Origin of the sequence: Aridibaculum aurantiacum, from assembly GCF_017355875.1 — a bacterium.
GTDB classification, from domain to species: Bacteria; Bacteroidota; Bacteroidia; order Chitinophagales; family Chitinophagaceae; genus Segetibacter; species Segetibacter aurantiacus.
On sequence record NZ_JAFEWC010000001.1, the window covers coordinates 600,618 to 620,713 of the forward strand.

Here is a 20,096-nt window from a genome sequence, read left to right on the forward strand (position 1 = left end):
AATTTGAACCTACCTTTGATGTAATTGTTATACCTCTATGCATCCTGTCATCAAGGTTCACCAACTCACCAAAAAGTTCAAAGATCTTACTGCTGTCAATAATCTATCCTTCACCGTAGAAGCAGGTGATGTATATGGCTTCTTAGGGCAAAATGGTGCTGGTAAGTCTACCACAATCCGGATGCTGCTTACGCTTATAGAACCTACCGATGGATCAATAGAAATTTTTGGCCTGGACCTGCATAAACATCGTAAAGAGATACTTCGTAATGTAGGTGCAGTAATAGAAAAGCCTGATGTTTACAAATACCTTTCGGCTTACGAAAACCTGCGGATGTTTATGAAGCTCAGTGGTGGTAAAACAAACCACCAGCACCTGATGGATCAGCTTGCAATGGTTGGACTGGAAGACAGAGCCAATGATAAAGTGAAGACATTTAGCCAGGGTATGAAACAAAGATTAGGCATCGCTATAGCACTGGTGCACGATCCGCAGCTGGTGATACTAGATGAGCCTACTAATGGTCTTGATCCGCAGGGGATAGCTGATATACGTAATCTTATTTTGCGCCTAAGCAAGGAGATGAATAAGACGGTTGTTGTTTCCAGTCACCTGCTCAGCGAGATAGAACTTATAGCCAATAGGGTACTCATCATCAACAAAGGTAAAAAGATGGTGGAGGGCACAGCGTCAGCCCTTTTTGATCCTTCCCAAACTTTGGTAGAAATAGATACTACCAACAATGGTGATGCGCTACTTCTTTTACAACAAAGCGAATGGCAAGACAGGCTTCAGCCGGCGCGCAACAATAAGATCATGGTGCAGCTTGACAGGCAGCTTATTCCTGTTTTAAACCAGTGGCTGGTTGCGCAAAATGTACAGGTGCTTTCTCTTCAGCCAAGACATTCTTTAGAGGACTATTTTTTACAAGTAACATCAGGCAATCAACATGTGGAAGCTTTTACAAATTGAGCTGTTCAAGATCTTTAAACGACCGCGAACTTATATAGCATTTATTGCAATCACTGCACTTGTTGGTATCATACAAACAGGTTTGTTACTGGATGGCGAAGCTTATATAGGATTTATGCTACGCGATCTTTCAGTGTCGTTCGATGTAGAAGGAAATGTATTGAACGGTTACCTCGTATGCTTCATTATTCTGCAACTGCTGTTGGTTCATGTGCCTTTGCTCATTTCGCTCATCGCCGGCGATCTTATATCTGGCGAAGCGAACATGGGCACCTTGCGATTGCTGCTTACAAAGCCAATCAGCAGAACAGAAGTGGTGATGGCTAAGTTTGGCGCAGCAGCTGTATATACTTTGCTGCTACTGGTTTGGATGGCCATACTTGGATTGTTTGTTTCAATGTTTTTGTTCGGCACCGATGATATGCTCAACCTGAAAAGCGGCTACATCGTTCAGCTAAAAAGCTATGATATTTTTTGGCGTTATCTATGTGCCTTTGGCTTCGCTGCACTGGCTATGCTTACTGTTGCTGCCCTGGGTTTCTTTTGTAGCATGTTTGCCGAAAACAGCATCGGTCCTATAGTGGCCACCATGAGTGTCATCATTGTTTTCACCATTCTTAGTACGCTTGATATTCCAATCTTCAATGCCATCAAACCTTTCCTTTTTACAACGCATATGATTGGCTGGAAAGGCTTCTTTGATGTGCAGGTAACAGAAGATAACGAGGCTATTATTGGTTCTGTGCAAAACTTAGGCAGTGTGCTGGAAGCTGCGGCTATACTTGCTTTGCATATTGTAGGGTTGCTGCTGGCCTCGCTGTTTGTCTTCAAAAAGAAAGATGTATTGAGTTAAAACATGCAAGCTGTAACAACTTTACCTATTCATTATACAGGTGAACAGCACGTGCTGTGTAGCTTGCACTTCCAATTTAAAACATGAGAATACTAGCAATATTTTTTTCGCTTCTTTTTATCCATTTTGCTGCTACTGCACAGGATGCAGGCACACTGGTAAAACAGGTAAAGGCAAAGCTTGATAAGGTAAATGATTATGTAGCTGAAGGTAGAATGAAAACAGATGTCGCCTTCATAAAAGCACCGACAGGTAGGGTAAAGGTGCTGTACAAAAAGCCGAATAAGTTCAAACTGAAGCGTGATGGCGGTATTTCTATTTTACCTAAAGGTGGCGTGTCAGTCAATATGAGTTCTGTTCTTTCAGATGATGCTTTTGTAGCCATACCATCTGGTGATGCAGTAGTAGGTAACACAAAAGTGAAGGTGGTAAAACTGCTACCTACAAATGAAAAGAGTGATGTAGTATTGACGACCTTGTACATTGATGAGCCTAACCTGCTGATCAGGAAGGCTAGCACCACTACCCGCGAAAACGGAACCTATGATATGGAAATGAACTATGGCCCTTATGCTGCTTATGGTTTGCCAGATAAAGTAGTATTTGCCTTCAATACCAAAGACTACAAAATTCCAAAAGGAGTAACCCTTGATTTTGAAACGACTGATGCACCCAAAGATGATAAGCTTAAAAATAAAAAGGGGAGGGTAGAAATAACCTATACCAATTACACCATTAACAAAGGTGTGCCTGATTCAGAGTTTAAATAAGAAGCGGCGGTAAAGAATACTAGAATACTTCAATGGAGAAGGTGTTGCTCCATTTGCTGTCTGCATCCAGTTGCATAATACCTTCTTTCTCTTCTAAATTGCCTGATGAATTTTCGCTGTCTGCTATGCCACACCATGGTTCTATGCAAACAAAGTCTCCGCCTTTGGTGTTCCAGATACCCATGAATGGAAAGCCTTCAAAGGATACATTCACTCCATGTGGTGAGGCATCTGAAACTATAGAGATGGTAGAGGAAGTGAGATCTTTGAAGACAATCGCGTCCTTGCTAAACAGGTCTTTATGTAAAGGTAACTTATCAGTATCCACAAGAAAATCAGTGGGTGTTGTTTTTATGAGTCCGTCATCTGTAAGCGGCCAACGTTGTGTTGTTTCCTTTTTGTCAAACTGCAGGTAGTAATCAGTAAACTGCAGGTGTGGCTGCAATGGCAGTGCGAAAGCAGGATGCGCACCTACAGAAAAGTACATTTCCTCTTCACCTTTGTTCTCTACTTCATATGAAATGATAAGCCGGTTTTCTTCCAGCCTGTATATTACCCGGAAAATGAAATCGAAAGGATATACGGATTTTGTTTCTTCTGAAGAAGTAAGACTAAAGGTTAATGAATTCTGTGTTTGCGCTTCTAAAACAAATTCCTTTTCCCTTGCAAAACCATGACGGGACAGCGAGTAGATATTGCCGTTGTAAGTGTATTGCTTATTCTTAAGTTCGCCAATGATGGGAAACAACACCGGGCTCTTCTTTGGCCACTCAGGGCCGGCGCTCCACAAGTACTCAAGGCTGGTTTGCTTGTTGTAAATGCTTTGTAGTTCTGCTCCTTTATTGGCCACCTGTATTCTTATGATCTCATTGCTTATAGTATGCATGTTTCAATTGTATTGGTTTAGATCAGCTGATTTTCCTGCTCCTTTATTTACTGCCCGTACAAGTGAGTGACACAACGATGTTGAACTAAGAACAACTGCTTTTACCCTAATCTTCCAGTCGCTCATCTACTACGTTTGCAAAAACACGTGCACTAATCCGGCGAAGCGGGTTGCGGTTGTTATCAGCATGATTTTGACGGCGGTTAATAATATCAATACACTCGAACAGCGAAGCACGGAAAGATGATTCATCAGCCACTCCTTTGCCTGCTATGTCAAATGCAGTTCCATGATCAGGGCTCGTACGTACAGCAGGCAGTCCTGCAGTATAATTTACGCCTTCGCCAATGCTCAGGCTCTTAAATGGAATCAATCCCTGGTCGTGGTACATAGCCAGCACACCATCAAACTGCTGGTATTGACCACGTGCAAAGAAGGCATCGGCACTATAAGGTCCAAAGGCTAAAACTTTGTGGTTGCGCGCATCTGCTATCACTGGTTTAATAATATCATTCTCTTCTTGGCCTATCAATCCTTCGTCGCCGGCATGCGGGTTCAGCCCCAGCACAGCAATTTTAGGCCTATCTATACCAAAATCTTTTATCAGGCTTTGGTGCATGATCTTTAGCTTACTTGTTATAGCTGCAGATGTAATGTGATTTCCCAGTTCAGCAACAGGCACATGCTCGGTAACAAGACCCACACGCAAGTTGGTAGAAACAAGCAGCATCAGTACATCCTGCACGCCAAATACATGCTTCAGGTAAGGTGTGTGCCCGCTAAAATTGAAGCTTTCTGACTGGATGTTCTTCTTATGTATAGGCGCTGTTACCAATCCTTGAATATGCTGATTTCTAAGAGCATCTACTGCAGCTTCTAAAGACTTAAGTGCATATGTTCCACCAATTTCATTAAGCTGTCCTGGTGTAATGGCAACTTCTTCTTCCCAACAGTTGAATACATTAACCTGCTTCGGGTTGATGCGGTTCAATTCTTTAGTAGAGGCATAATTGAAGTTTTGTTCTGCAGCTATTTTACGGTAAAAGTTCACACTCTTATTGCTGGCAAAAACTACTGGTGTACAATGATCTAGTATGCGTGAATCAGAAAGAGATTTAATGATCAGCTCAAGGCCAATGCCATTCAAATCGCCGCATGAAAATCCAATTACAGGTACAGGTAGTTCGTTGCTCATACTAATATTTTGAAGTGGCAAAAATATGGATGATTGTTGGATGCCTTGTATTGTTTTATTGTTGCCCAACCAGCTTGTTTCGTTCAATCATTATACATTGCATCTGCCAATTTCCTGCTATTAGAAAAGTGGTTGCACAATCTTCATCAACAATCAAACCACTACTACCATTCAACAATTAGATCAATCAGCCTAATTTGCACCCATGGATTACCAGTTGAAGAAATCTTTGGGGCAGCACTTTTTAAAAGATGAGTCTGTAAGTGAGCGTATTGTAGATGCTTTGAAACAAAATCCTTTTTCCCGCTTGCTGGAAGTAGGGCCGGGTGGTGGTGCTCTTACTAAACACCTGCTTCAATTGGAGAATATTGATTTTAAAGCCGTAGAACTGGACGAAGAAAAGGTAGAATACCTGCACCGTAAATTTCCTGTGCTAAACGAAAAGGTCATATCTAAAAGCTTTCTTGATATAGATCCACCTTTTGAAGAGCCCTTTACTGTAGTTGGTAATTTTCCTTACAATATTTCTACGCAGATATTATTTAAGATCCTTGATTGGAAACATCTCGTACCTGTGTGTGTGGGAATGTTTCAAAAAGAAGTGGCTGAGCGTGCTGCATCTAAAGAAGGCAGTAAAGTATATGGTGTACTAAGTGTACTGGTACAGGCATATTATGATGTGGAGTATTTATTCGATGTAGCTCCTGAAGCTTTTAATCCGCCACCTAAAGTAGTAAGTGGTGTGATACGCCTGGTGCGCCGCACTGATGTGGTGGATATGAAGAGTGATAAACATTTTCAAAACCTGGTTAAAACTGCTTTCAACCAGCGTAGAAAAACATTGCGTAATGCAGTGCGTGGTCTATTCAACGCTGATGAATTGCAGGATGAAATTTTTAATAAACGAGCGGAAGCTTTATCAGTAGCAGACTTTGCTGCTTTAACGTATAGAATGAATTTTTAAAAATTGGCACCTATTGTAATCATAACAGCACCTTGTCATCCATTCATGCTGGAGGAACTGCAGCGCAAAGGTTTTGTGGTAGAATATTCTCCAACTATAACCTACGATGATTTGATGACAAGCATAGGATCAGCTACTGGTCTTATAGTAACCACGCGCATAAAAGTGGACAAGCAAATGCTGGATGCTGCACAGCAACTTCAATGGATCGGGCGCCTGGGCAGCGGAATGGAAAAAATAGATGTGGCATATGCCGAGACAAAGAATATCAGGTGTGTTAGCAGCCCGGAGGGTAACAGAAATGCAGTAGCAGAGCATGCTTTGGGATTGCTGCTTAGCCTGATGAACAACATTGTAAGAAGCCACCAGCAGGTGCAACAGGGTAAGTATCTACGCAATGAAAATCGTGGTGTAGAGCTGTCTGGTAAAACAGTTGGTTTGATAGGTTATGGCAATACAGGAAGTGCTTTTGCTAAGCTGCTTCAGCCATTTGATGTTACCGTGTTGGCTTACGATAAGATGAAATATGGTTTCGCAAAAGATCATGTGAAAGAGGCTAACCTGGAGCAGGTTTGCGCTTATGCTGATGTAGTAAGTCTTCATCTTCCGCTTACTGCCGATACATACCATTTGGCTAATGAAGTGTTTTTTAACCAACTTAAAAAGGCGCCTTACTTTTTAAGTACATGTCGCGGTAAAATAACTGATACTGCAGCCTTGATCAAGGCTTTGGATGAAGGTAAAATAGCAGGTGCTGCGCTGGATGTTTTAGAAAATGAGAATCTATCAAGTTATACTACCGATGAGCAGCATCAACTGGATAACCTGATGGCGCGTCCAAATGTTATCATCACACCGCATATAGCTGGTTATTCAAATGAAGCTTACCTTAAGATGGCCGAAGTAGTTTTGAAGAAGCTAAACCTTTGATCAGGGTTCAATGCTACCTTCAAAAGCCAGGTCGAAATCTTTATGAAAATTACCTTCCATCTTTTGCGATGAACCAATCCATTCTTCACCATCAGGATAAGGATTGCTGATATTCCATGGACACTCCGCTATAGCCAACATACCATCTCCGTTACAGCTTATTTTAAAGCCATAGCTGCTGTTCTTGTTCACTATCATACCACTAATGTCGAAGCTTATCCATTGGCCTTCCATCACCTTCCTTACAGGCTTTTCTATTTCGGTGCACTTTCTTATCCATGTATGGTTTTGCATGTCAAATTCGTACAACGATAATGTTGCTTCCGTACTGCCATATACTACCGAAGGAAATAATTTGATACGTGTAAGCATGCCATCAGCAGGTGCTTTAAAGGTTTGCCCGGCGTAATAGTCTATCCCGTTTTTACAATGTCCTACCCAATAGTAAGGCCCGATTTCAGTAGAGCCGAATGAAACAACACCTGGATTTTTTGCATAGAGGTTGGAATATGTTTGCATAGGAGAAATTTGCAGAACCACTTTCAACTAATGCGCCAGAGGTTCAAGTTGTTTGTTAAATCTTTTGGCTGCCTTACAAGCTAGCATCATTAGAATTAGGCTGGTTTTATATGTATAAGCCTTGCAGGACACCCGGTAGTATGACTTCAATTAGCTGCTGCAAAACTTGTTTCGTTTGCCAGAAATGCTATTTTTGTCAGAATGCAACGCTGCAACTCCTTGTGGCGTTGTATTTTTTTTACCCTCATTTAAAACAGCTATGAGTATGAGTGAAATTAACTACGTGACACAGGAGACCTTTGAGCAGATGAAACAGGAACTGCATACACTTAAAACTGTAGACAGGCCTGCAGCCAGCCATGCAATTGCTGAGGCAAGGGAAAAAGGCGACTTGAAAGAGAATGCAGAATATGATGCAGCTAAAGAAGCACAAGGAATGCTGGAAGCCAAAATAAAACAACTGGAAGGTGTACTGGCCACGGCAAAGATTGTAGATCCGACTACCATCGATACTAGTAAAGTGGCTATACTTACCAAAGTGACCATTACCAATATTGCTACTAAGAAAACCGTTACTTACCAGATAGTAGGTGAAAAAGAAGCAGATCTGAAGCAGAACAAAATATCAGCTTCATCGCCTATAGGAAAGGGATTGATAGGAAAGCACGTAGGTGAGATAGCAGAAGTGCAGGCGCCAACCGGTATCCTAAAATTCAAAGTAGAAAACATCTCCATTTAAAATAAGTACTGGATATTTTTAGAGGCTGCCATTGGTAGCCTCTTTTGTTTTACAGAAATTTGCAACCACTGCATTCAATCATAATCCAACTGTATGAGCATATTTACTAAGATCATTAATGGTGAGATACCAGCTTATAAAATAGCTGAAAGTGATAAGTTCCTTGCGTTTCTCGACATCTTTCCTGTGAAGAAAGGGCATACACTGGTGATACCCAAAATAGAAGTAGATAAAATATTTGATGTGCCTGATGATTACCTGGCGGAGCTGCTAACGTTTGCCAAACCTGTAGCTAAAGCAATAGAAAAATACACCGGGTGTAATAGGGTCAATTTCCTTACTGTTGGCTTTGAAGTGCCACATGCTCACGTGCATCTTATTCCCACCAATGTTACTGCCGATATCAATATTCAAAACCCGAAGAAGAAGTTTTCGCCGGAAGAGTTCAAGGAGATACAAGAAGCTATTGTGGATTTGTTGCCAAAGTAGCACAGCATGTAAACAATGTGGAGGGCATAAATCTTGCTGCTCAACTAGCTATTATTTGTATACCTAAAAAAGGAAAAATGAATACACAAAACTTTGAGTTGGTAGTAGATGGAGTGCCATATTTGGTAAAAGCAACTCCATTTGATTTTAACCAGGAAAAGCGCTTCACCGTAACTTTTAATGGCAGCGAAGAATATGTTTTTGTTTTTGATACTTCAGTTGGCAGGTACATGGCTCTTGGCGACGAAGGCGTAGATATACCAAGCCGCCTGGAAGTAGAGATAGCTGAACGTTTGTTTAGTATGGCTTAAGAATACAAGCTGATCTTTTAAGGTTGATCATTCATTCTTCAATTAAAAAGATCAGCTTTTTGATTCCAACTAATTTGCCTGGTTCTTTTTTTGAAAAAAGGTAATGTGAGAATTTCAAACTGCTTCTATTTCAACTTCACCCTTCCCGGGTTTTTGGCAATAAAATCTTCCCAGCCTTTCAGGCCTTTGTCAAGATTAGCTAGTACAGATGTAGATTGATAATGGTGGCAAAGTGCAACAGCCAGTGCATCGGTAGCATCCCATGAATCAGGTTTGTCTTCAAGAGTAAGAATGCGCTGCAGCATTTTCCAAACCTGTTCTTTATCCGCATTACCATTCCCGGTAATGGATTGTTTAACCTTCTTTGGAGAGTATTCGGTTACTTTTAATCCAGCATTCATAGCTGCTGCTATAGCCACACCCTGCGCCCTTCCCAGCTTTAGCATACTCTGTACATTCTTACCAAAGAACGGAGCTTCAATTGCAAAGCAATCAGGTTTGTAAGTAACTATCAATTCAGAAACAGTGGAGTGTATTTTTTGCAGGCGTTCGTATGCGTCTTTCTTGCTGGAGAGTTTTAGCACATCCATCATGAGCAGTTGCGGCTTGTTGCCGTTTACTTTCATCAATGCATAACCCATAAATAATGTTCCGGGGTCAATGCCTAAAATGATGTTGCTGCTGGTGTTCATCTGGCGGTGAAATTAGGTAGAAATCCAATCCAGCAAAGGCTTTGGTGATTACTCGTTCATTCTTTCTTCCACTTCCTTCAATGTTGATAACATTAGATCATCCTGTCATTCAACATCAGTCATGACTTTGGCCATAAGCTTCAACCTCATCAAACACGAAAACAAATCGTTACGTTTGCCACCAAATTTTTACATCTGACCAAACGACTGAAAATATTCTTCAATTACTGTGTAGGTCCTATACTTTTTCTTTGGCTGGCAATTTCTATCTATCGCAATATCATGAACCAGCCAGATTGGAAAGTGTCGTGGTTGCAGATAAAAGAATCCTTTACCGGGCAGGAAGCATGGAAGCCCATCCTGGTCATTTTGCTCATGGTTTTCAACTGGAGTTTTGAAGCAATTAAATGGCGTGTGCTGGTGAAACATATTCAGCCAATTTCATTTTTCACTTCATTCAAAGCAATACTATCCGGCCTTAGTGTATCGCTGGCACTTAATACACCTAACGGTGCCGGTGAATATGTAGGTCGTGTATTGTATGTAAAAGAAGGTAATAGAATACGAACCATTGCCATCACTTTTGTAGGCAGCATTAGCCAGTTGATCATTACCCTGCTAATGGGTACCATCGGGCTCTTTATATTGAATAGTTACTTTGATGAGGTTGCTGCTACTTCTTTGCCTTTCTCCATCATTTGGCTTGATGCTATCATGTACCTGGTGCTTTCAGCTACCGTTGCATTGTCTGTTCTTTACTTCAAAATCAGTTGGCTGATTAAGCTGCTCGAAAGAATACCTATCATCAAAAAGTATTCGTTTTTCATTCAAAAACTTGAGGAATTTGGCGCTGCAGAATTATTAAAAGTATTGTTATTATCACTTGCACGTTATGTCATCTTTGTAGTACAATATCTATTATTGCTACAGCTATTCAAGGTAGAGATTTCGCTGGCTACATCCATCTGGTTGATAACTGCCATGTTCCTTGCACTTGCCATAGTTCCAACAATAGCATTGGCAGAACTTGGTATTCGGGGAAAGTTGAGCATTTACATATTTGGGTTGTTTAGCAGCAATACTTTGGGTATCGTACTTACGGCTTCAACTATTTGGTTAATTAACTTAGTTGTGCCGGCAGTGGCAGGGAGTTTGTTTATTTTGGGCATTAAACTATTCAGGAACCGATAACGTGAAAAAATTACTAGCCATAATCCTATGTATCACCATCAATGCGCGCTTATCAGCGGGCGATGATTTTTGTGGTATAAGAAATCATAGTTTTTCAGTTAATGAAAACATTAGCTACGTTGTGTTCTACAATGCGCTGGGTGTTTTTGTAAATGCAGGTACTGCCAATTTTACTACCAGCCTCACCAAAGTAAATAATAAGCCTGCTTATCATGTAGTAGGTACAGGTGTTACCAATAGCAAGTACGACTGGATTTTTAAAGTAAGAGACCGCTACGAAACCTTCATAGATACTGCTACTTTACGTCCTTATAAATTCATTCGCAACATAGAAGAAGGTGGATACAAAAAGTACGAGAACGTAACTTTCAACCACAATACAAATACAGCTATAACAAACGATGGTGTATTTAAAGTACCTGATTGCGTGCAGGATGTTTTGAGCTCTATCTACTATGCGCGCAATATCAACTTTGAAAAATATAAGGCAGGAGATAAGATACCTTTTACCATGTTCCTCGACAACGAGGTGTACAATATGCACATTCGCTACCTTGGTAAAGAAACAGTAAAGACCCGCTACGGCAAGTTTAAGACCTATAAGTTTAAGCCGCTGCTAGTAAAAGGAACCATCTTTGAAGGTGGTGAAAAGATGACTGTATGGGTAACTGAAGATCAGAACAAAGTACCTGTTCGTATAGAAAGTCCTATTGTAGTTGGCTCAGTAAAAGTAGACCTGATGGGTTACCAGAACCTCCGTTATCCAATGACCTCGCTGATAAGCTTCAGGTAAAAGAGTTCGCTTCCTGCTTCACATTTTACTGTTATAGATCTTCCAATTTAAAGGTCTCTTTCAATCTTATTCCTTTGTCTGTTTTTTGCACTGTACAACATTCATTGTTGGCATCGTGCTCCAGGAATAACACGTATTCTTTTTCTGCTGCTTCTTCTAAAAATGCTTTCTTCTCTTTAAGTGTAGTCAAAGGAAACATATCGTATCCCATTACGTAAGGAAGAGGAATATGCGCAACAGAAGGCAACAGGTCTGCCATAAAAACAGCCGTCCTTCCTTTGTATTCCATTTGCGGCAGCATCATAGCATCTGTATGTCCATAGGCATAGCGAACAGTTATGGCCGGGTGAATGATAGAAGCACCATCTTGCACTTCAGCAAAATGTAGTTTGCCACTCTCTTGTATGGGTAGTATGTTTTCTTTTAAGAAGGAAGCTTTCTCTCTTTCATTAGGTTGAGTAGCCCATTGCCAATGCCGTTCATTGCTCCAGAAGTTTGCATTTTTAAAAGCCGGAACAAGAGCTTCACCATTGCGCACTATACTTCCACCACAATGATCAAAGTGAAGATGAGATAAGATAACATCAGTGATGTCATCTTTTGTGAAACCTTGTTTTGCTAATGAACCGTCCAATGTATCATCGCCATGCATATAGTAGTGGCCAAAAAACTTTGCATCCTGTTTATCACCCATACCATTATCTACCAGAACCAGCTTATCATCTACTTCTATCAGTAAGCAACGTAGCGCCCATGCGCACATATTGTTTTCATCGGCTGGAACCTGTTTACTCCAAATGCTCTTTGGAACTACGCCAAACATAGCGCCCCCGTCAAGCTTAAAATTCCCGGTATTTATGGTATATAACTTCATGCTTCAATTGGTTTTGTTGCAGGACCTTCTTTTTTAAGCGCTGCAAAAAGAAAATAAATTCCGATGACAAAGAAAACAATAAGGGCCAGCACGCTGTGCTTCATACCGGCAAGTTCATCTATATATCCAAAGCTGAAAAGCCCGATGACGATAGCCACTTTTTCAGTTACATCGTAAAAGCTAAAGTACGACGCTGTATCACGGGTGTCAGGCATCAGTTTGCTATAGGTAGATCTGCTAAGTGATTGTATGCCTCCCATCACTAGCCCCACAGCTGCTGCAAGTCCATAAAAACCCAGTTCGGCATTGGCGCCTGCCTCTGCAGCTTCTGCTATAAAGTACGCGCTAATGCAAATCACTATCCACATGAAAATGACACCTATCAGCACTTTAAAATTGCCATATGTAGCAGAAAGTTTAGCCATAAGATAAGCGCCAGCTACAGCTACTATTTGTATCACAACAATGGTAATGATCAGCTTGGTGTCGTCAAGGTTTAGTAATTGTTTACCGAATACAGTAGCTGCCAGCATCACCGTTTGCACGCCCATGCTATAAAAGAAAAATGCCCACAGGTAGCGCTTCATCACAGGCATGGTAGCCACGTGTGCTGCTACTTTACGTAGTTCTTTAAAACCTTCTGTAAAGAAATTTGCATGGTGTTCTTTTACCGCAGGTGCTACTTTCGGAAGCCTTGCAAAAGTGATCTGTGCAAAACCTATCCACCATAGCCCCACTAGCAGGAAAGTATAACGAGGGCCACTCGTATCATCGCCATTTGCAGAAAAATAAAGCACCAACCCAAAGCCGATCAATTGAAGGATTACACTCCCGATATAACCCATAGAAAACCCTTTGGCACTAATTCGATCCCTGTCTTCAGGTGCTGCTATTTCGGGTAAATATGAATTGTAAAAAACAAGACTACCCACATACCCGATAGCAGCCAGTGCAAAGAGCGTGACACCTAAAGCAACAACAGGCTCTGGTCCTTTAAAAAAATACAAGCAGATACAAGCCGTACCGCCTAAGTAGCAGAAGAACTGCATAAAGCTTTTCTTATTGCCCCTGCTATCAGCAATGGAAGAAAGGATAGGAAGAAGGCAAGCTATAGCCAGGTAGGCAATGGCAAGTGTATAATCGTAGAGGGCAGAGTTTTTAAATGTTCTTCCAAATAAGGGGACACTGTTCTCACCATAGGCTGCCTTTGTTACTCCTAAAAAGTAGATGGGGAAAAAGGTAGTAGTGATCACCAGGTTGTATACACTGTTGGCCCAGTCGTACATGGCCCAGCCGTTGATAACCTTTTTATTGGCAGTTTGCATCAATTGGTTTTGGAAAACTAAAGATAGTTGCTGCTACAAAACAAAATGCACCTCCCGGTAAAGAAAGGTGCATTTGAATTGGATATACTTAAGCTTATTGAACTACGGTGCTGTCTGCATTTGCGCCGGCATCTTCTGTTTCTTCTTCATCAGAAAAATCCTGCAGTTCCTCTACAGTACGCTTGTCATTGAATTTATCATCAGTTAGTACCAGCCTTACAGTCTGACCAGGAAATACATTCTCCCTTATCAGGTATTGCAATGCCTGGAAAGATTCATCCAACTCGTTATTTTTTAAATGCTCTTCAGGTATCACCAGTCGAACGGTGTAAATAGATGAATCTTTAGATAGCTGAACAGACTTTTGATTTGTATTGCTGGAGTCAAGTGTAGCAATGTATTCGCCTAGTTTTTTTCCTTCCTCTTCAGTAGCCTGGTTCTTTACATATACTTCCAGGTGTTCGTTTATTTTTACTTTTTTGCCATACTGCTGGCAACTGATGATGGTAACAGAAACGAGCAAAGCCAAAGCCGCTACAACAATTTTTCTCATGATTTTATTTGATTTCAATGATTAGGAATAAGAGCCATGTAAAATAAGACGTTCTGTTGGAAGAAAACGTTTCATTGCAAATGGTTGCCACGAAAAAATTACCTGATGTAGCCCATCATGATGAGTATGAGCAGTGCTGTACCTACCACAATTCTATACCAGCCAAACAGTTTAAAACCATATTTCTGCAGGTAAGTAATGAAGAATTTAATGGCTAGCAATGCTACTATGAAAGCTACCACGTTACCTATAGCCAGCAGCATAAGGTTATGCTGATCGGTAAGTACCTCAGGATTTTCTTTGTAAGTTTTCAAAAGCTTATAACCTGTAGCTGCGGCCATAGTTGGTACCGCTAAAAAGAATGAGAACTCTGCTGCCAGCTTGCGTGTAAGCTTTTGATGCATACCACCAATGATAGAAGCAGCACTACGGCTAACACCTGGTATCATGGCTACGCATTGCCAAAACCCAATGATGAACGCTCTTCTGTAGCTGATATCTTTTTCCTCCTCTATGCGTGGACGATTGAACATTCTATCGATATATAGCAGTATAAAACCACCCAACAAAAGTGATACAGCCACTGTAGTGGCACTTTCTAAAAGCTCATCTATTTTATCATTAAAAATAAAACCGATACCCAGGGCCGGCACAACTGCCACCATTAGCTTGAGGTAAAATTGCAGGCGGCCAAAGTCAAAAAACTTTTTCCAGTATAGTACCACAACGCTTAGAATAGCGCCAAGCTGAATTGCTACGGTGAATAATTTCAGGAAAACATCGTCTGCCGGAAGTTGTAATAACCGTTCTGCAATGATCATATGCCCTGTAGACGAAACAGGCAAAAATTCAGTCAGACCTTCTACTATAGCAATGATGATTGCTTCTAAATATGTCATACGCTACACTTAATAATAATGAAAAAGGCGATGAACGCTCACCGCCTGTAGAACTTTTTTTCCAGTATTTTATTGTTGAACTTTTGGCTTTTTGAAGATCGCGTAGATCTCTATCAACAAGCCGATCAAGATCAGGATAGGTGCTATTGTAATGCGGGTAGTACTGTAAACTGAATTATAATCAAACGAATTTGGATCTTCATTTTTGCCACCAGCCATAAGTATCATACCTAATGCAACTACAGCTGCTCCAATACCCATCCACATATAGTTGTCTTTATAAAAAAGAGGTAAGCCCGGAGCTTTAACAGCAGCTTTTTTATCTTTTGCAGTGGCTGGTGTAACCACTTTTCTTTCAGCCATTATCTATTTTTTAGGTGGTGCAAGATAGGGAAAAACGTTGTTGATCGTTGTGGAGTGCCAGTTGTTGGTTATGAATGCTTTTCATCGAGCAGCCGACATAGATTGACTGAGGCCATACCTGGCAACTGCCAACCATCAACTAATAAAGGTCATCCAGGCTCATCTTCAGGTACTTGATCACACTTCGATGGGTACTGAAGAGAGATATACCAACGCCAATGATGATCATCCCGCCAAACAGGATGAGCGTAAGTTTTGTATCCCTGATAGCTGCCAGTTGTGGAAACTGGCCTTCTGCCCATTTGATCAACACAAACAACAGGAAGATGGCAATGCCCGAACTGATCAGGCCATTAAGAATAGCGCGTAGGTCCATAGGACGTGCAATGAAACCACGTGTTGCGCCTACCATCTGCATTGTCTTTATAAGGAAACGATTGCTGAACATGGCTAGCCTGATCGTATTATCAATACTTACAATCACAATTGCACAAAGAATAACTGCCACCACCACAAATATGATCCCGAGCTTAGAAGCACGTTCGTTCAGGTTGTTCACCAGCATGCGCGGGTACTGCAGTTCATCTATGTGGTTGCCAAAGCGCGCCATCAGGTCCGCCTGGATCTTATTGAGACTATCATTGTTTACATAATCAGACTTAGCGTAAAAGTCGATACTCTCAGGAAGCGGGTTATGATCAAGGATCTTAGCCCAGTCTTCGCTGCTGCCTTCCCTGCTCCAGATGTTTTTTGCTTCATCTTTATTTACATACTGAACATTCTTTGCATAAGGCTGTGCACTTATGTATTGTTGTACCTGCTGAACTGAATCTTTATTGATGGTGCGGAGATATGCACTTATGCGGATGTCTTCTTTGAAAGTATTGCCTACAGCACTGAAGTTTAGGAATATCCAACCAAGTATTCCCATAATTAGTAAAACAAGTGCGACACCTACTATACTATAAATATAACTTGGTTTGCTCCGTTTCATTGATGCTTTTCCGAATTGCGCCATTGTGGTTGATTTATAGAGCGCCAAAAATAACTATTTAAGCATACGATAATTCACTTTAAGTATGTTGTAACATTTTAGTTGCGTATATCAATTCGTATGCAGCTATTGCTTTATGCTACCAGTCATACAGCCGCTTTTAGTTGTTCTGTTTCCATACTTTTGCACCCTTGCCATAGCTGTATTAGTGGCTTTACTGTATACTACTGTAACATTGGTTAGCAAACCTGGCGTATGTCCAGTTCTTTCCTTTTTATTTTGTGTCGAAAGCTGCCATTCAACTATGACGCAATCTCCTGTTGCCATGAAAGGTGGCAGGCAATACAACTAACATTTTATAAATGGAATACAACTTCAGGCAACTAGAGAAGAAGTGGCAACAGCATTGGCGGGAAACAAATGCTTATAAAGTTTCAAACGATAGCAGCAAACCTAAGTTTTATGTGCTGGATATGTTTCCTTATCCAAGCGGTGCCGGACTTCATGTAGGTCATCCGCTCGGTTATATAGCCAGCGATATCTATGCGCGCTTCAAAAGGCTGAAAGGCTATAATGTGTTGCACCCAATGGGCTTCGATAGTTTTGGATTGCCTGCCGAACAATATGCAATTGAAACAGGACAACACCCTGCCGTTACTACCGAAAAGAATATTGCACGCTATCGCGAACAACTAGATAATATTGGTTTTTGCTACGACTGGAGTCGTGAAGTGCGGACAAGCGAGCCTGGATATTATAAGTGGACACAATATATCTTCCTGCAATTGTTTGATAGCTGGTTCAGCCGCCAAGCCAACAAAGCACAGCGTATTGCTGAACTGGTAAAAATATTTGAAGCAGAGGGCAATGCAGCGCATACATGTCCTGGAGATGAAAACATACGCTTCACCGCAGAAGAATGGCAAGCCTATAATGAGAAGCAACAGCAGGATATCCTGATGCAGTATCGTCTTGCCTTTAGCGCATACGGCGAAGTAAACTGGTGCGAGGCACTGGGTACTGTGCTGGCCAACGATGAAGTAGTGAACGGTGTAAGTGAGCGTGGTGGCCACCCTGTGGTAAAAAAGAAAATGCGCCAGTGGTACTTGCGGATAACAGAATATGCAGATCGCTTGTTGCAAGGCCTGGAGACGGTTGACTTTAGCGATAGCATGAAAGAGATGCAGCGCAACTGGATAGGAAAGAGCCAGGGAGCTGAAATAGAATTTCCCCTCGCCCCCGCCTCTCCCCGCAGGGGAGAGGAGCCAGGTGCATCACCCGACGAGAAACGGGAGCACAGTAGATCTCTTAATGAGCCAGGCATAGGTTATCCGGTATATAAAGCCTCAGAAGGGAAGAGTTATGAGAATGCAAGCGAGATGAGAAAGCAGCCTACAGAGGCTGAGGAAATCTTGTGGCAAGCATTAAGAGGAAAGAATATTGGTTATAAGTTTAGAAGGCAACATCCTATAGAAAATTACATCGCTGACTTTGTCTGCCTGGATACATGGGTCATAGTAGAGGTAGATAAAGGTTATCACTTGGAGGAATCTCAACAGCGTGCAGATGCTGATCGTGATGAACAGCTAAGGAAAATAGGTTTTGAAATACTTCGCTTCAGTAATGAATCCGTACTGCACGATCTTGAGAATGTTTTAAGCAAGATTAGAACTACGTGTGATGATATCAAGAGTACAGCAGAAGCCAAAAGATCTGCTGCTGGCGGCTCCTCTCCCTCGCAGGGAGAGGCGGGGGTGAGGGTATATACCACCCGCCCCGATACCATCTTTGGTGTTGACTTCATGGTGATTGCGCCAGAGCATGAATTGGTTCAGCAAATAACAACAGAAGAACAGCGTGCAGATATTGATAAATACCTTGAATATGTAAAGAGCCGCAGCGAAAGAGAGCGCATGTCGGAGGTGAAACAGGTTACAGGTGCTTTCACCGGTGCGCATGTTATTAATCCTTTCAATGGTCGGGCTATACCTATCTGGATCAGTGAATATGTATTGGCAGGTTATGGTACGGGCGCTATCATGGCAGTACCAAGTGGCGACCAGCGTGACTTCAATTTTGCGAAACATTTTAATATTCCTATCACCAATATACTAGGCGATGCTTTCACAGGCGAAGAAGCAAATCCTACCAAAGATGCCGTTCTTACCAACAGCGATTTTCTTGATGGGATGGTGATGCGTGATGCTATAAACGTGGTGATTGATAAGCTGGAGGAAATGGGCATAGGCAAACGCAAGGTGAACTACCGTATGCGCGATGCAGGCTTTAGCCGCCAGCGTTACTGGGGCGAGCCATTCCCTATAAAGCATAAAGATGGCATTGCCACTCCGCTGCCTGAAAGCGAGCTTCCGCTTGAGTTGCCTTTTGTAGAGAAATATGGTCCCGGTCCTGAAGGTGAGGGGCCGCTGGCAAACATAACTGACTGGGTAAACCTGCCTGATGGCAGCAAGCGCGAAACCAACACCATGCCTGGTTATGCCGGTTCATCATGGTACTTCCTGCGCTACATGGACCCGAACAATAATGAGACTTTTGTAGATAAAAAAGTAGCAGATTATTGGGGACAGGTAGACCTTTACATTGGTGGAACGGAGCACGCTGTAGGTCACCTGCTGTACAGCCGCCTTTGGACAAAAGTGTTGTTCGATCTTGGCTACATCAACCACGACGAGCCGTATAAGAAGCTGGTAAACCAGGGAATGATACAGGGCAGCAGCAGGTTTGTATTTGAAGTCAATCTGCACGGTGTTGTTATGAATTTTCGAGGGAGAATATTTATCTCAAAATCTCATTACGTAAATCTTAAACCGAAAGAAAGTGACGTTTCGTTTGTTGTTGATTATCTTGAAAAGTATCTAGGCAAGTTGAACATCAAGGAAAACGCAGACTGTAAGATTGTGCGTACGCATGTACATGTTGATTTCGTTGAAGGTTATGAACTAAATCAACAAGCTTTCTCAAGAAAAATGAATGACGATGTAGTTTATGTTCTCGAAGAGGACGGGACATACTTGTGTGATGCCGAGGTTGAAAAGATGTCGAAGTCAAAATACAATGTTGTTAATCCGGACGACATTGTTGAGCGTTTTGGTGCTGATACTTTCCGCATGTACGAGATGTTCCTTGGTCCGGTAGAGCAAAGCAAGCCGTGGGATACCAAAGGCATAGAAGGTGTTCACCGTTTCCTGCGCAAGTTCTGGCGCTTATTTGCTGATGAAGAAAAAGGTATCATCGTTAAGAATGAACCAGCTACTCCTGCTGAACTAAAGGTGTTGCATAAGACCATCAAGAAGATTGAAGAGGATACTGAACGTTTCAGCTTCAACACTGCAGTAAGTGCATTCATGGTTTGTGTAAACGAGCTGAACGACCTGAAGTGTCACAAGCGGGAAATCCTTGAGCCACTGGTTATTTTACTTACACCTTACGCGCCTCATATAGCTGAAGAGCTATGGCATGTACTGGGAAACACTACCTCAGTTCTAGATGCTGCTTTCCCGGTATTTGAACCAAAGCACCTGGTAGAAAGCGAAAAAGAATATCCTGTTTCTATCAATGGTAAAATGCGAACCAGCATGTCGCTTTCACTCGTCCTGGAGCAGAAAGCAGTAGAAGAGGCCGTATTGCAAAATGAGATAGTGCAAAAATGGCTGGAAGGCAAACAGCCTAAGAAGATCATTTTTGTAAAAGGAAAGATGATCAACGTGGTAATATGATACCGCTGGTATAACAATAAAAAGATAAAACCGCATCAAAGCAGCC

Annotated in this window: 21 protein-coding genes; 11 read left to right on the forward strand and 10 right to left on the reverse strand. The window is 41.8% G+C overall.

Annotation, left to right across the window (positions count from 1 at the left end; genetic code table 11):
* Positions 1-37 precede the first annotated feature (37 nt).
* The 3 genes from J4N22_RS02590 to J4N22_RS02600 all read left to right on the forward strand — a co-directional run bounded on the left by J4N22_RS02590 (position 38) and on the right by J4N22_RS02600 (position 2,596).
* Positions 38-973, forward strand: a complete 936-nt coding sequence (locus tag J4N22_RS02590; protein WP_207492151.1) for an ABC transporter ATP-binding protein — start codon at positions 38-40, stop codon at positions 971-973.
* A complete protein-coding gene (locus J4N22_RS02595) occupies positions 951-1,826 on the forward strand; it encodes an ABC transporter permease (protein WP_207492152.1) in 876 nt (291 codons plus the stop codon). Before J4N22_RS02590 ends, J4N22_RS02595 begins: the two co-directional genes overlap by 23 nt.
* Positions 1,827-1,909: 83 nt before the next feature.
* Positions 1,910-2,596, forward strand: coding sequence for a LolA family protein (locus tag J4N22_RS02600; protein ID WP_207492153.1), 687 nt, complete (start codon positions 1,910-1,912; stop codon positions 2,594-2,596).
* Between the two features lie 19 nt (positions 2,597-2,615).
* Here J4N22_RS02600 and J4N22_RS02605 read toward each other — a convergent pair whose 3' ends face one another.
* Positions 2,616-3,482: an aldose 1-epimerase family protein gene (locus J4N22_RS02605; RefSeq protein ID WP_207492154.1), complete on the reverse strand. Its 867-nt coding sequence runs from the start codon at positions 3,480-3,482 to the stop codon at positions 2,616-2,618.
* A gap of 106 nt (positions 3,483-3,588) precedes the next feature.
* The gene (pdxA, locus tag J4N22_RS02610; RefSeq protein ID WP_207492155.1) at positions 3,589-4,677 is read right to left on the reverse strand and encodes a 4-hydroxythreonine-4-phosphate dehydrogenase PdxA; all 1,089 of its coding nucleotides are present in this window, start codon (positions 4,675-4,677) and stop codon (positions 3,589-3,591) included.
* A gap of 205 nt (positions 4,678-4,882) precedes the next feature.
* Between pdxA and rsmA the strand changes: the two genes are divergently transcribed.
* Together rsmA and J4N22_RS02620 are read left to right on the forward strand one after the other, a co-directional pair.
* On the forward strand, positions 4,883-5,641 hold the full coding sequence (gene rsmA / locus J4N22_RS02615; protein WP_207492156.1) for a 16S rRNA (adenine(1518)-N(6)/adenine(1519)-N(6))-dimethyltransferase RsmA: 759 nt from the start codon (positions 4,883-4,885) through the stop codon (positions 5,639-5,641).
* A 3-nt stretch (positions 5,642-5,644) separates the two neighbouring features.
* Positions 5,645-6,571 (forward strand): NAD(P)-dependent oxidoreductase, encoded by a 927-nt coding sequence (locus J4N22_RS02620; RefSeq protein ID WP_207492157.1) that lies wholly within the window; start codon positions 5,645-5,647, stop codon positions 6,569-6,571.
* Here the strand turns inward: J4N22_RS02620 and J4N22_RS02625 are convergent, their stop codons facing one another.
* Positions 6,572-7,090: a hypothetical protein gene (locus J4N22_RS02625; protein WP_207492158.1), complete on the reverse strand. Its 519-nt coding sequence runs from the start codon at positions 7,088-7,090 to the stop codon at positions 6,572-6,574.
* Between the two features lie 265 nt (positions 7,091-7,355).
* Here J4N22_RS02625 and greA point away from each other — a divergent pair, with 265 nt between their 5' ends.
* The 3 genes from greA to J4N22_RS02640 all read left to right on the forward strand — a co-directional run bounded on the left by greA (position 7,356) and on the right by J4N22_RS02640 (position 8,629).
* Positions 7,356-7,829, forward strand: coding sequence for a transcription elongation factor GreA (greA, locus tag J4N22_RS02630; protein ID WP_207492159.1), 474 nt, complete (start codon positions 7,356-7,358; stop codon positions 7,827-7,829).
* Positions 7,830-7,922: 93 nt separating this feature from the next.
* The gene (locus tag J4N22_RS02635) at positions 7,923-8,318 is read left to right on the forward strand and encodes an HIT family protein (protein ID WP_207492160.1); all 396 of its coding nucleotides are present in this window, start codon (positions 7,923-7,925) and stop codon (positions 8,316-8,318) included.
* 77 nt (positions 8,319-8,395) lie between these two features.
* Complete coding sequence (locus J4N22_RS02640) at positions 8,396-8,629, forward strand: hypothetical protein (RefSeq protein ID WP_207492161.1); 234 nt, start codon at positions 8,396-8,398, stop codon at positions 8,627-8,629.
* Between the two features lie 125 nt (positions 8,630-8,754).
* Here J4N22_RS02640 and ruvC read toward each other — a convergent pair whose 3' ends face one another.
* Positions 8,755-9,321, reverse strand: coding sequence for a crossover junction endodeoxyribonuclease RuvC (gene ruvC / locus J4N22_RS02645; protein WP_207492162.1), 567 nt, complete (start codon positions 9,319-9,321; stop codon positions 8,755-8,757).
* A 282-nt stretch (positions 9,322-9,603) separates the two neighbouring features.
* Between ruvC and J4N22_RS02650 the strand changes: the two genes are divergently transcribed.
* Entirely contained in the window at positions 9,604-10,512 is a 909-nt protein-coding gene (locus J4N22_RS02650) for a lysylphosphatidylglycerol synthase domain-containing protein (RefSeq protein WP_207492163.1), read from the forward strand.
* 1 nt (position 10,513) lies between these two features.
* A complete protein-coding gene (locus J4N22_RS02655; protein WP_207492164.1) occupies positions 10,514-11,305 on the forward strand; it encodes a DUF3108 domain-containing protein in 792 nt (263 codons plus the stop codon).
* Positions 11,306-11,336: 31 nt separating this feature from the next.
* Here J4N22_RS02655 and J4N22_RS02660 read toward each other — a convergent pair whose 3' ends face one another.
* The 6 genes from J4N22_RS02660 to J4N22_RS02685 all read right to left on the reverse strand — a co-directional run bounded on the left by J4N22_RS02660 (position 11,337) and on the right by J4N22_RS02685 (position 16,337).
* Positions 11,337-12,179, reverse strand: a complete 843-nt coding sequence (locus J4N22_RS02660) for an MBL fold metallo-hydrolase (protein WP_207492165.1) — start codon at positions 12,177-12,179, stop codon at positions 11,337-11,339.
* On the reverse strand, positions 12,176-13,504 hold the full coding sequence (locus J4N22_RS02665) for an MFS transporter (RefSeq protein ID WP_207492166.1): 1,329 nt from the start codon (positions 13,502-13,504) through the stop codon (positions 12,176-12,178). The genes J4N22_RS02660 and J4N22_RS02665 overlap by 4 nt, the downstream gene beginning before the upstream one ends.
* Before the next feature lie 94 nt (positions 13,505-13,598).
* Positions 13,599-14,057, reverse strand: coding sequence for a hypothetical protein (locus J4N22_RS02670; RefSeq protein ID WP_207492167.1), 459 nt, complete (start codon positions 14,055-14,057; stop codon positions 13,599-13,601).
* Between the two features lie 98 nt (positions 14,058-14,155).
* Positions 14,156-14,956 carry an undecaprenyl-diphosphate phosphatase gene (locus J4N22_RS02675; protein WP_207492168.1) on the reverse strand — a complete coding sequence of 267 codons (801 nt, stop codon included), beginning with the start codon at positions 14,954-14,956 and terminating at the stop codon, positions 14,156-14,158.
* Between the two features lie 69 nt (positions 14,957-15,025).
* Positions 15,026-15,319 carry a DUF3098 domain-containing protein gene (locus J4N22_RS02680; RefSeq protein ID WP_207492169.1) on the reverse strand — a complete coding sequence of 98 codons (294 nt, stop codon included), beginning with the start codon at positions 15,317-15,319 and terminating at the stop codon, positions 15,026-15,028.
* 139 nt (positions 15,320-15,458) lie between these two features.
* On the reverse strand, positions 15,459-16,337 hold the full coding sequence (locus J4N22_RS02685) for a cell division protein FtsX (RefSeq protein ID WP_207492170.1): 879 nt from the start codon (positions 16,335-16,337) through the stop codon (positions 15,459-15,461).
* 338 nt (positions 16,338-16,675) lie between these two features.
* Between J4N22_RS02685 and J4N22_RS20140 the strand changes: the two genes are divergently transcribed.
* The gene (locus J4N22_RS20140; protein WP_207492171.1) at positions 16,676-20,050 is read left to right on the forward strand and encodes a leucine--tRNA ligase; all 3,375 of its coding nucleotides are present in this window, start codon (positions 16,676-16,678) and stop codon (positions 20,048-20,050) included.
* Positions 20,051-20,096: the final 46 nt, after the last annotated feature.

Coding starts and splice junctions, on each gene's coding strand:
- J4N22_RS02590 (WP_207492151.1), top strand. CDS start 38: ATGCATCCTGTCATCAAGGTTCACCAACTCACCAAAAAGTTCAAAGAT.
- J4N22_RS02595 (WP_207492152.1), top strand. CDS start 951: ATGTGGAAGCTTTTACAAATTGAGCTGTTCAAGATCTTTAAACGACCG.
- J4N22_RS02600 (WP_207492153.1), top strand. CDS start 1,910: ATGAGAATACTAGCAATATTTTTTTCGCTTCTTTTTATCCATTTTGCT.
- J4N22_RS02605 (WP_207492154.1), bottom strand. CDS start 3,482: ATGCATACTATAAGCAATGAGATCATAAGAATACAGGTGGCCAATAAA.
- pdxA (WP_207492155.1), bottom strand. CDS start 4,677: ATGAGCAACGAACTACCTGTACCTGTAATTGGATTTTCATGCGGCGAT.
- rsmA (WP_207492156.1), top strand. CDS start 4,883: ATGGATTACCAGTTGAAGAAATCTTTGGGGCAGCACTTTTTAAAAGAT.
- J4N22_RS02625 (WP_207492158.1), bottom strand. CDS start 7,090: ATGCAAACATATTCCAACCTCTATGCAAAAAATCCAGGTGTTGTTTCA.
- greA (WP_207492159.1), top strand. CDS start 7,356: ATGAGTGAAATTAACTACGTGACACAGGAGACCTTTGAGCAGATGAAA.
- J4N22_RS02635 (WP_207492160.1), top strand. CDS start 7,923: ATGAGCATATTTACTAAGATCATTAATGGTGAGATACCAGCTTATAAA.
- J4N22_RS02640 (WP_207492161.1), top strand. CDS start 8,396: ATGAATACACAAAACTTTGAGTTGGTAGTAGATGGAGTGCCATATTTG.
- ruvC (WP_207492162.1), bottom strand. CDS start 9,321: ATGAACACCAGCAGCAACATCATTTTAGGCATTGACCCCGGAACATTA.
- J4N22_RS02650 (WP_207492163.1), top strand. CDS start 9,604: ATGAACCAGCCAGATTGGAAAGTGTCGTGGTTGCAGATAAAAGAATCC.
- J4N22_RS02660 (WP_207492165.1), bottom strand. CDS start 12,179: ATGAAGTTATATACCATAAATACCGGGAATTTTAAGCTTGACGGGGGC.
- J4N22_RS02665 (WP_207492166.1), bottom strand. CDS start 13,504: ATGCAAACTGCCAATAAAAAGGTTATCAACGGCTGGGCCATGTACGAC.
- J4N22_RS02670 (WP_207492167.1), bottom strand. CDS start 14,057: ATGAGAAAAATTGTTGTAGCGGCTTTGGCTTTGCTCGTTTCTGTTACC.
- J4N22_RS02675 (WP_207492168.1), bottom strand. CDS start 14,956: ATGACATATTTAGAAGCAATCATCATTGCTATAGTAGAAGGTCTGACT.
- J4N22_RS02680 (WP_207492169.1), bottom strand. CDS start 15,319: ATGGCTGAAAGAAAAGTGGTTACACCAGCCACTGCAAAAGATAAAAAA.
- J4N22_RS02685 (WP_207492170.1), bottom strand. CDS start 16,337: ATGGCGCAATTCGGAAAAGCATCAATGAAACGGAGCAAACCAAGTTAT.
- J4N22_RS20140 (WP_207492171.1), top strand. CDS start 16,676: ATGGAATACAACTTCAGGCAACTAGAGAAGAAGTGGCAACAGCATTGG.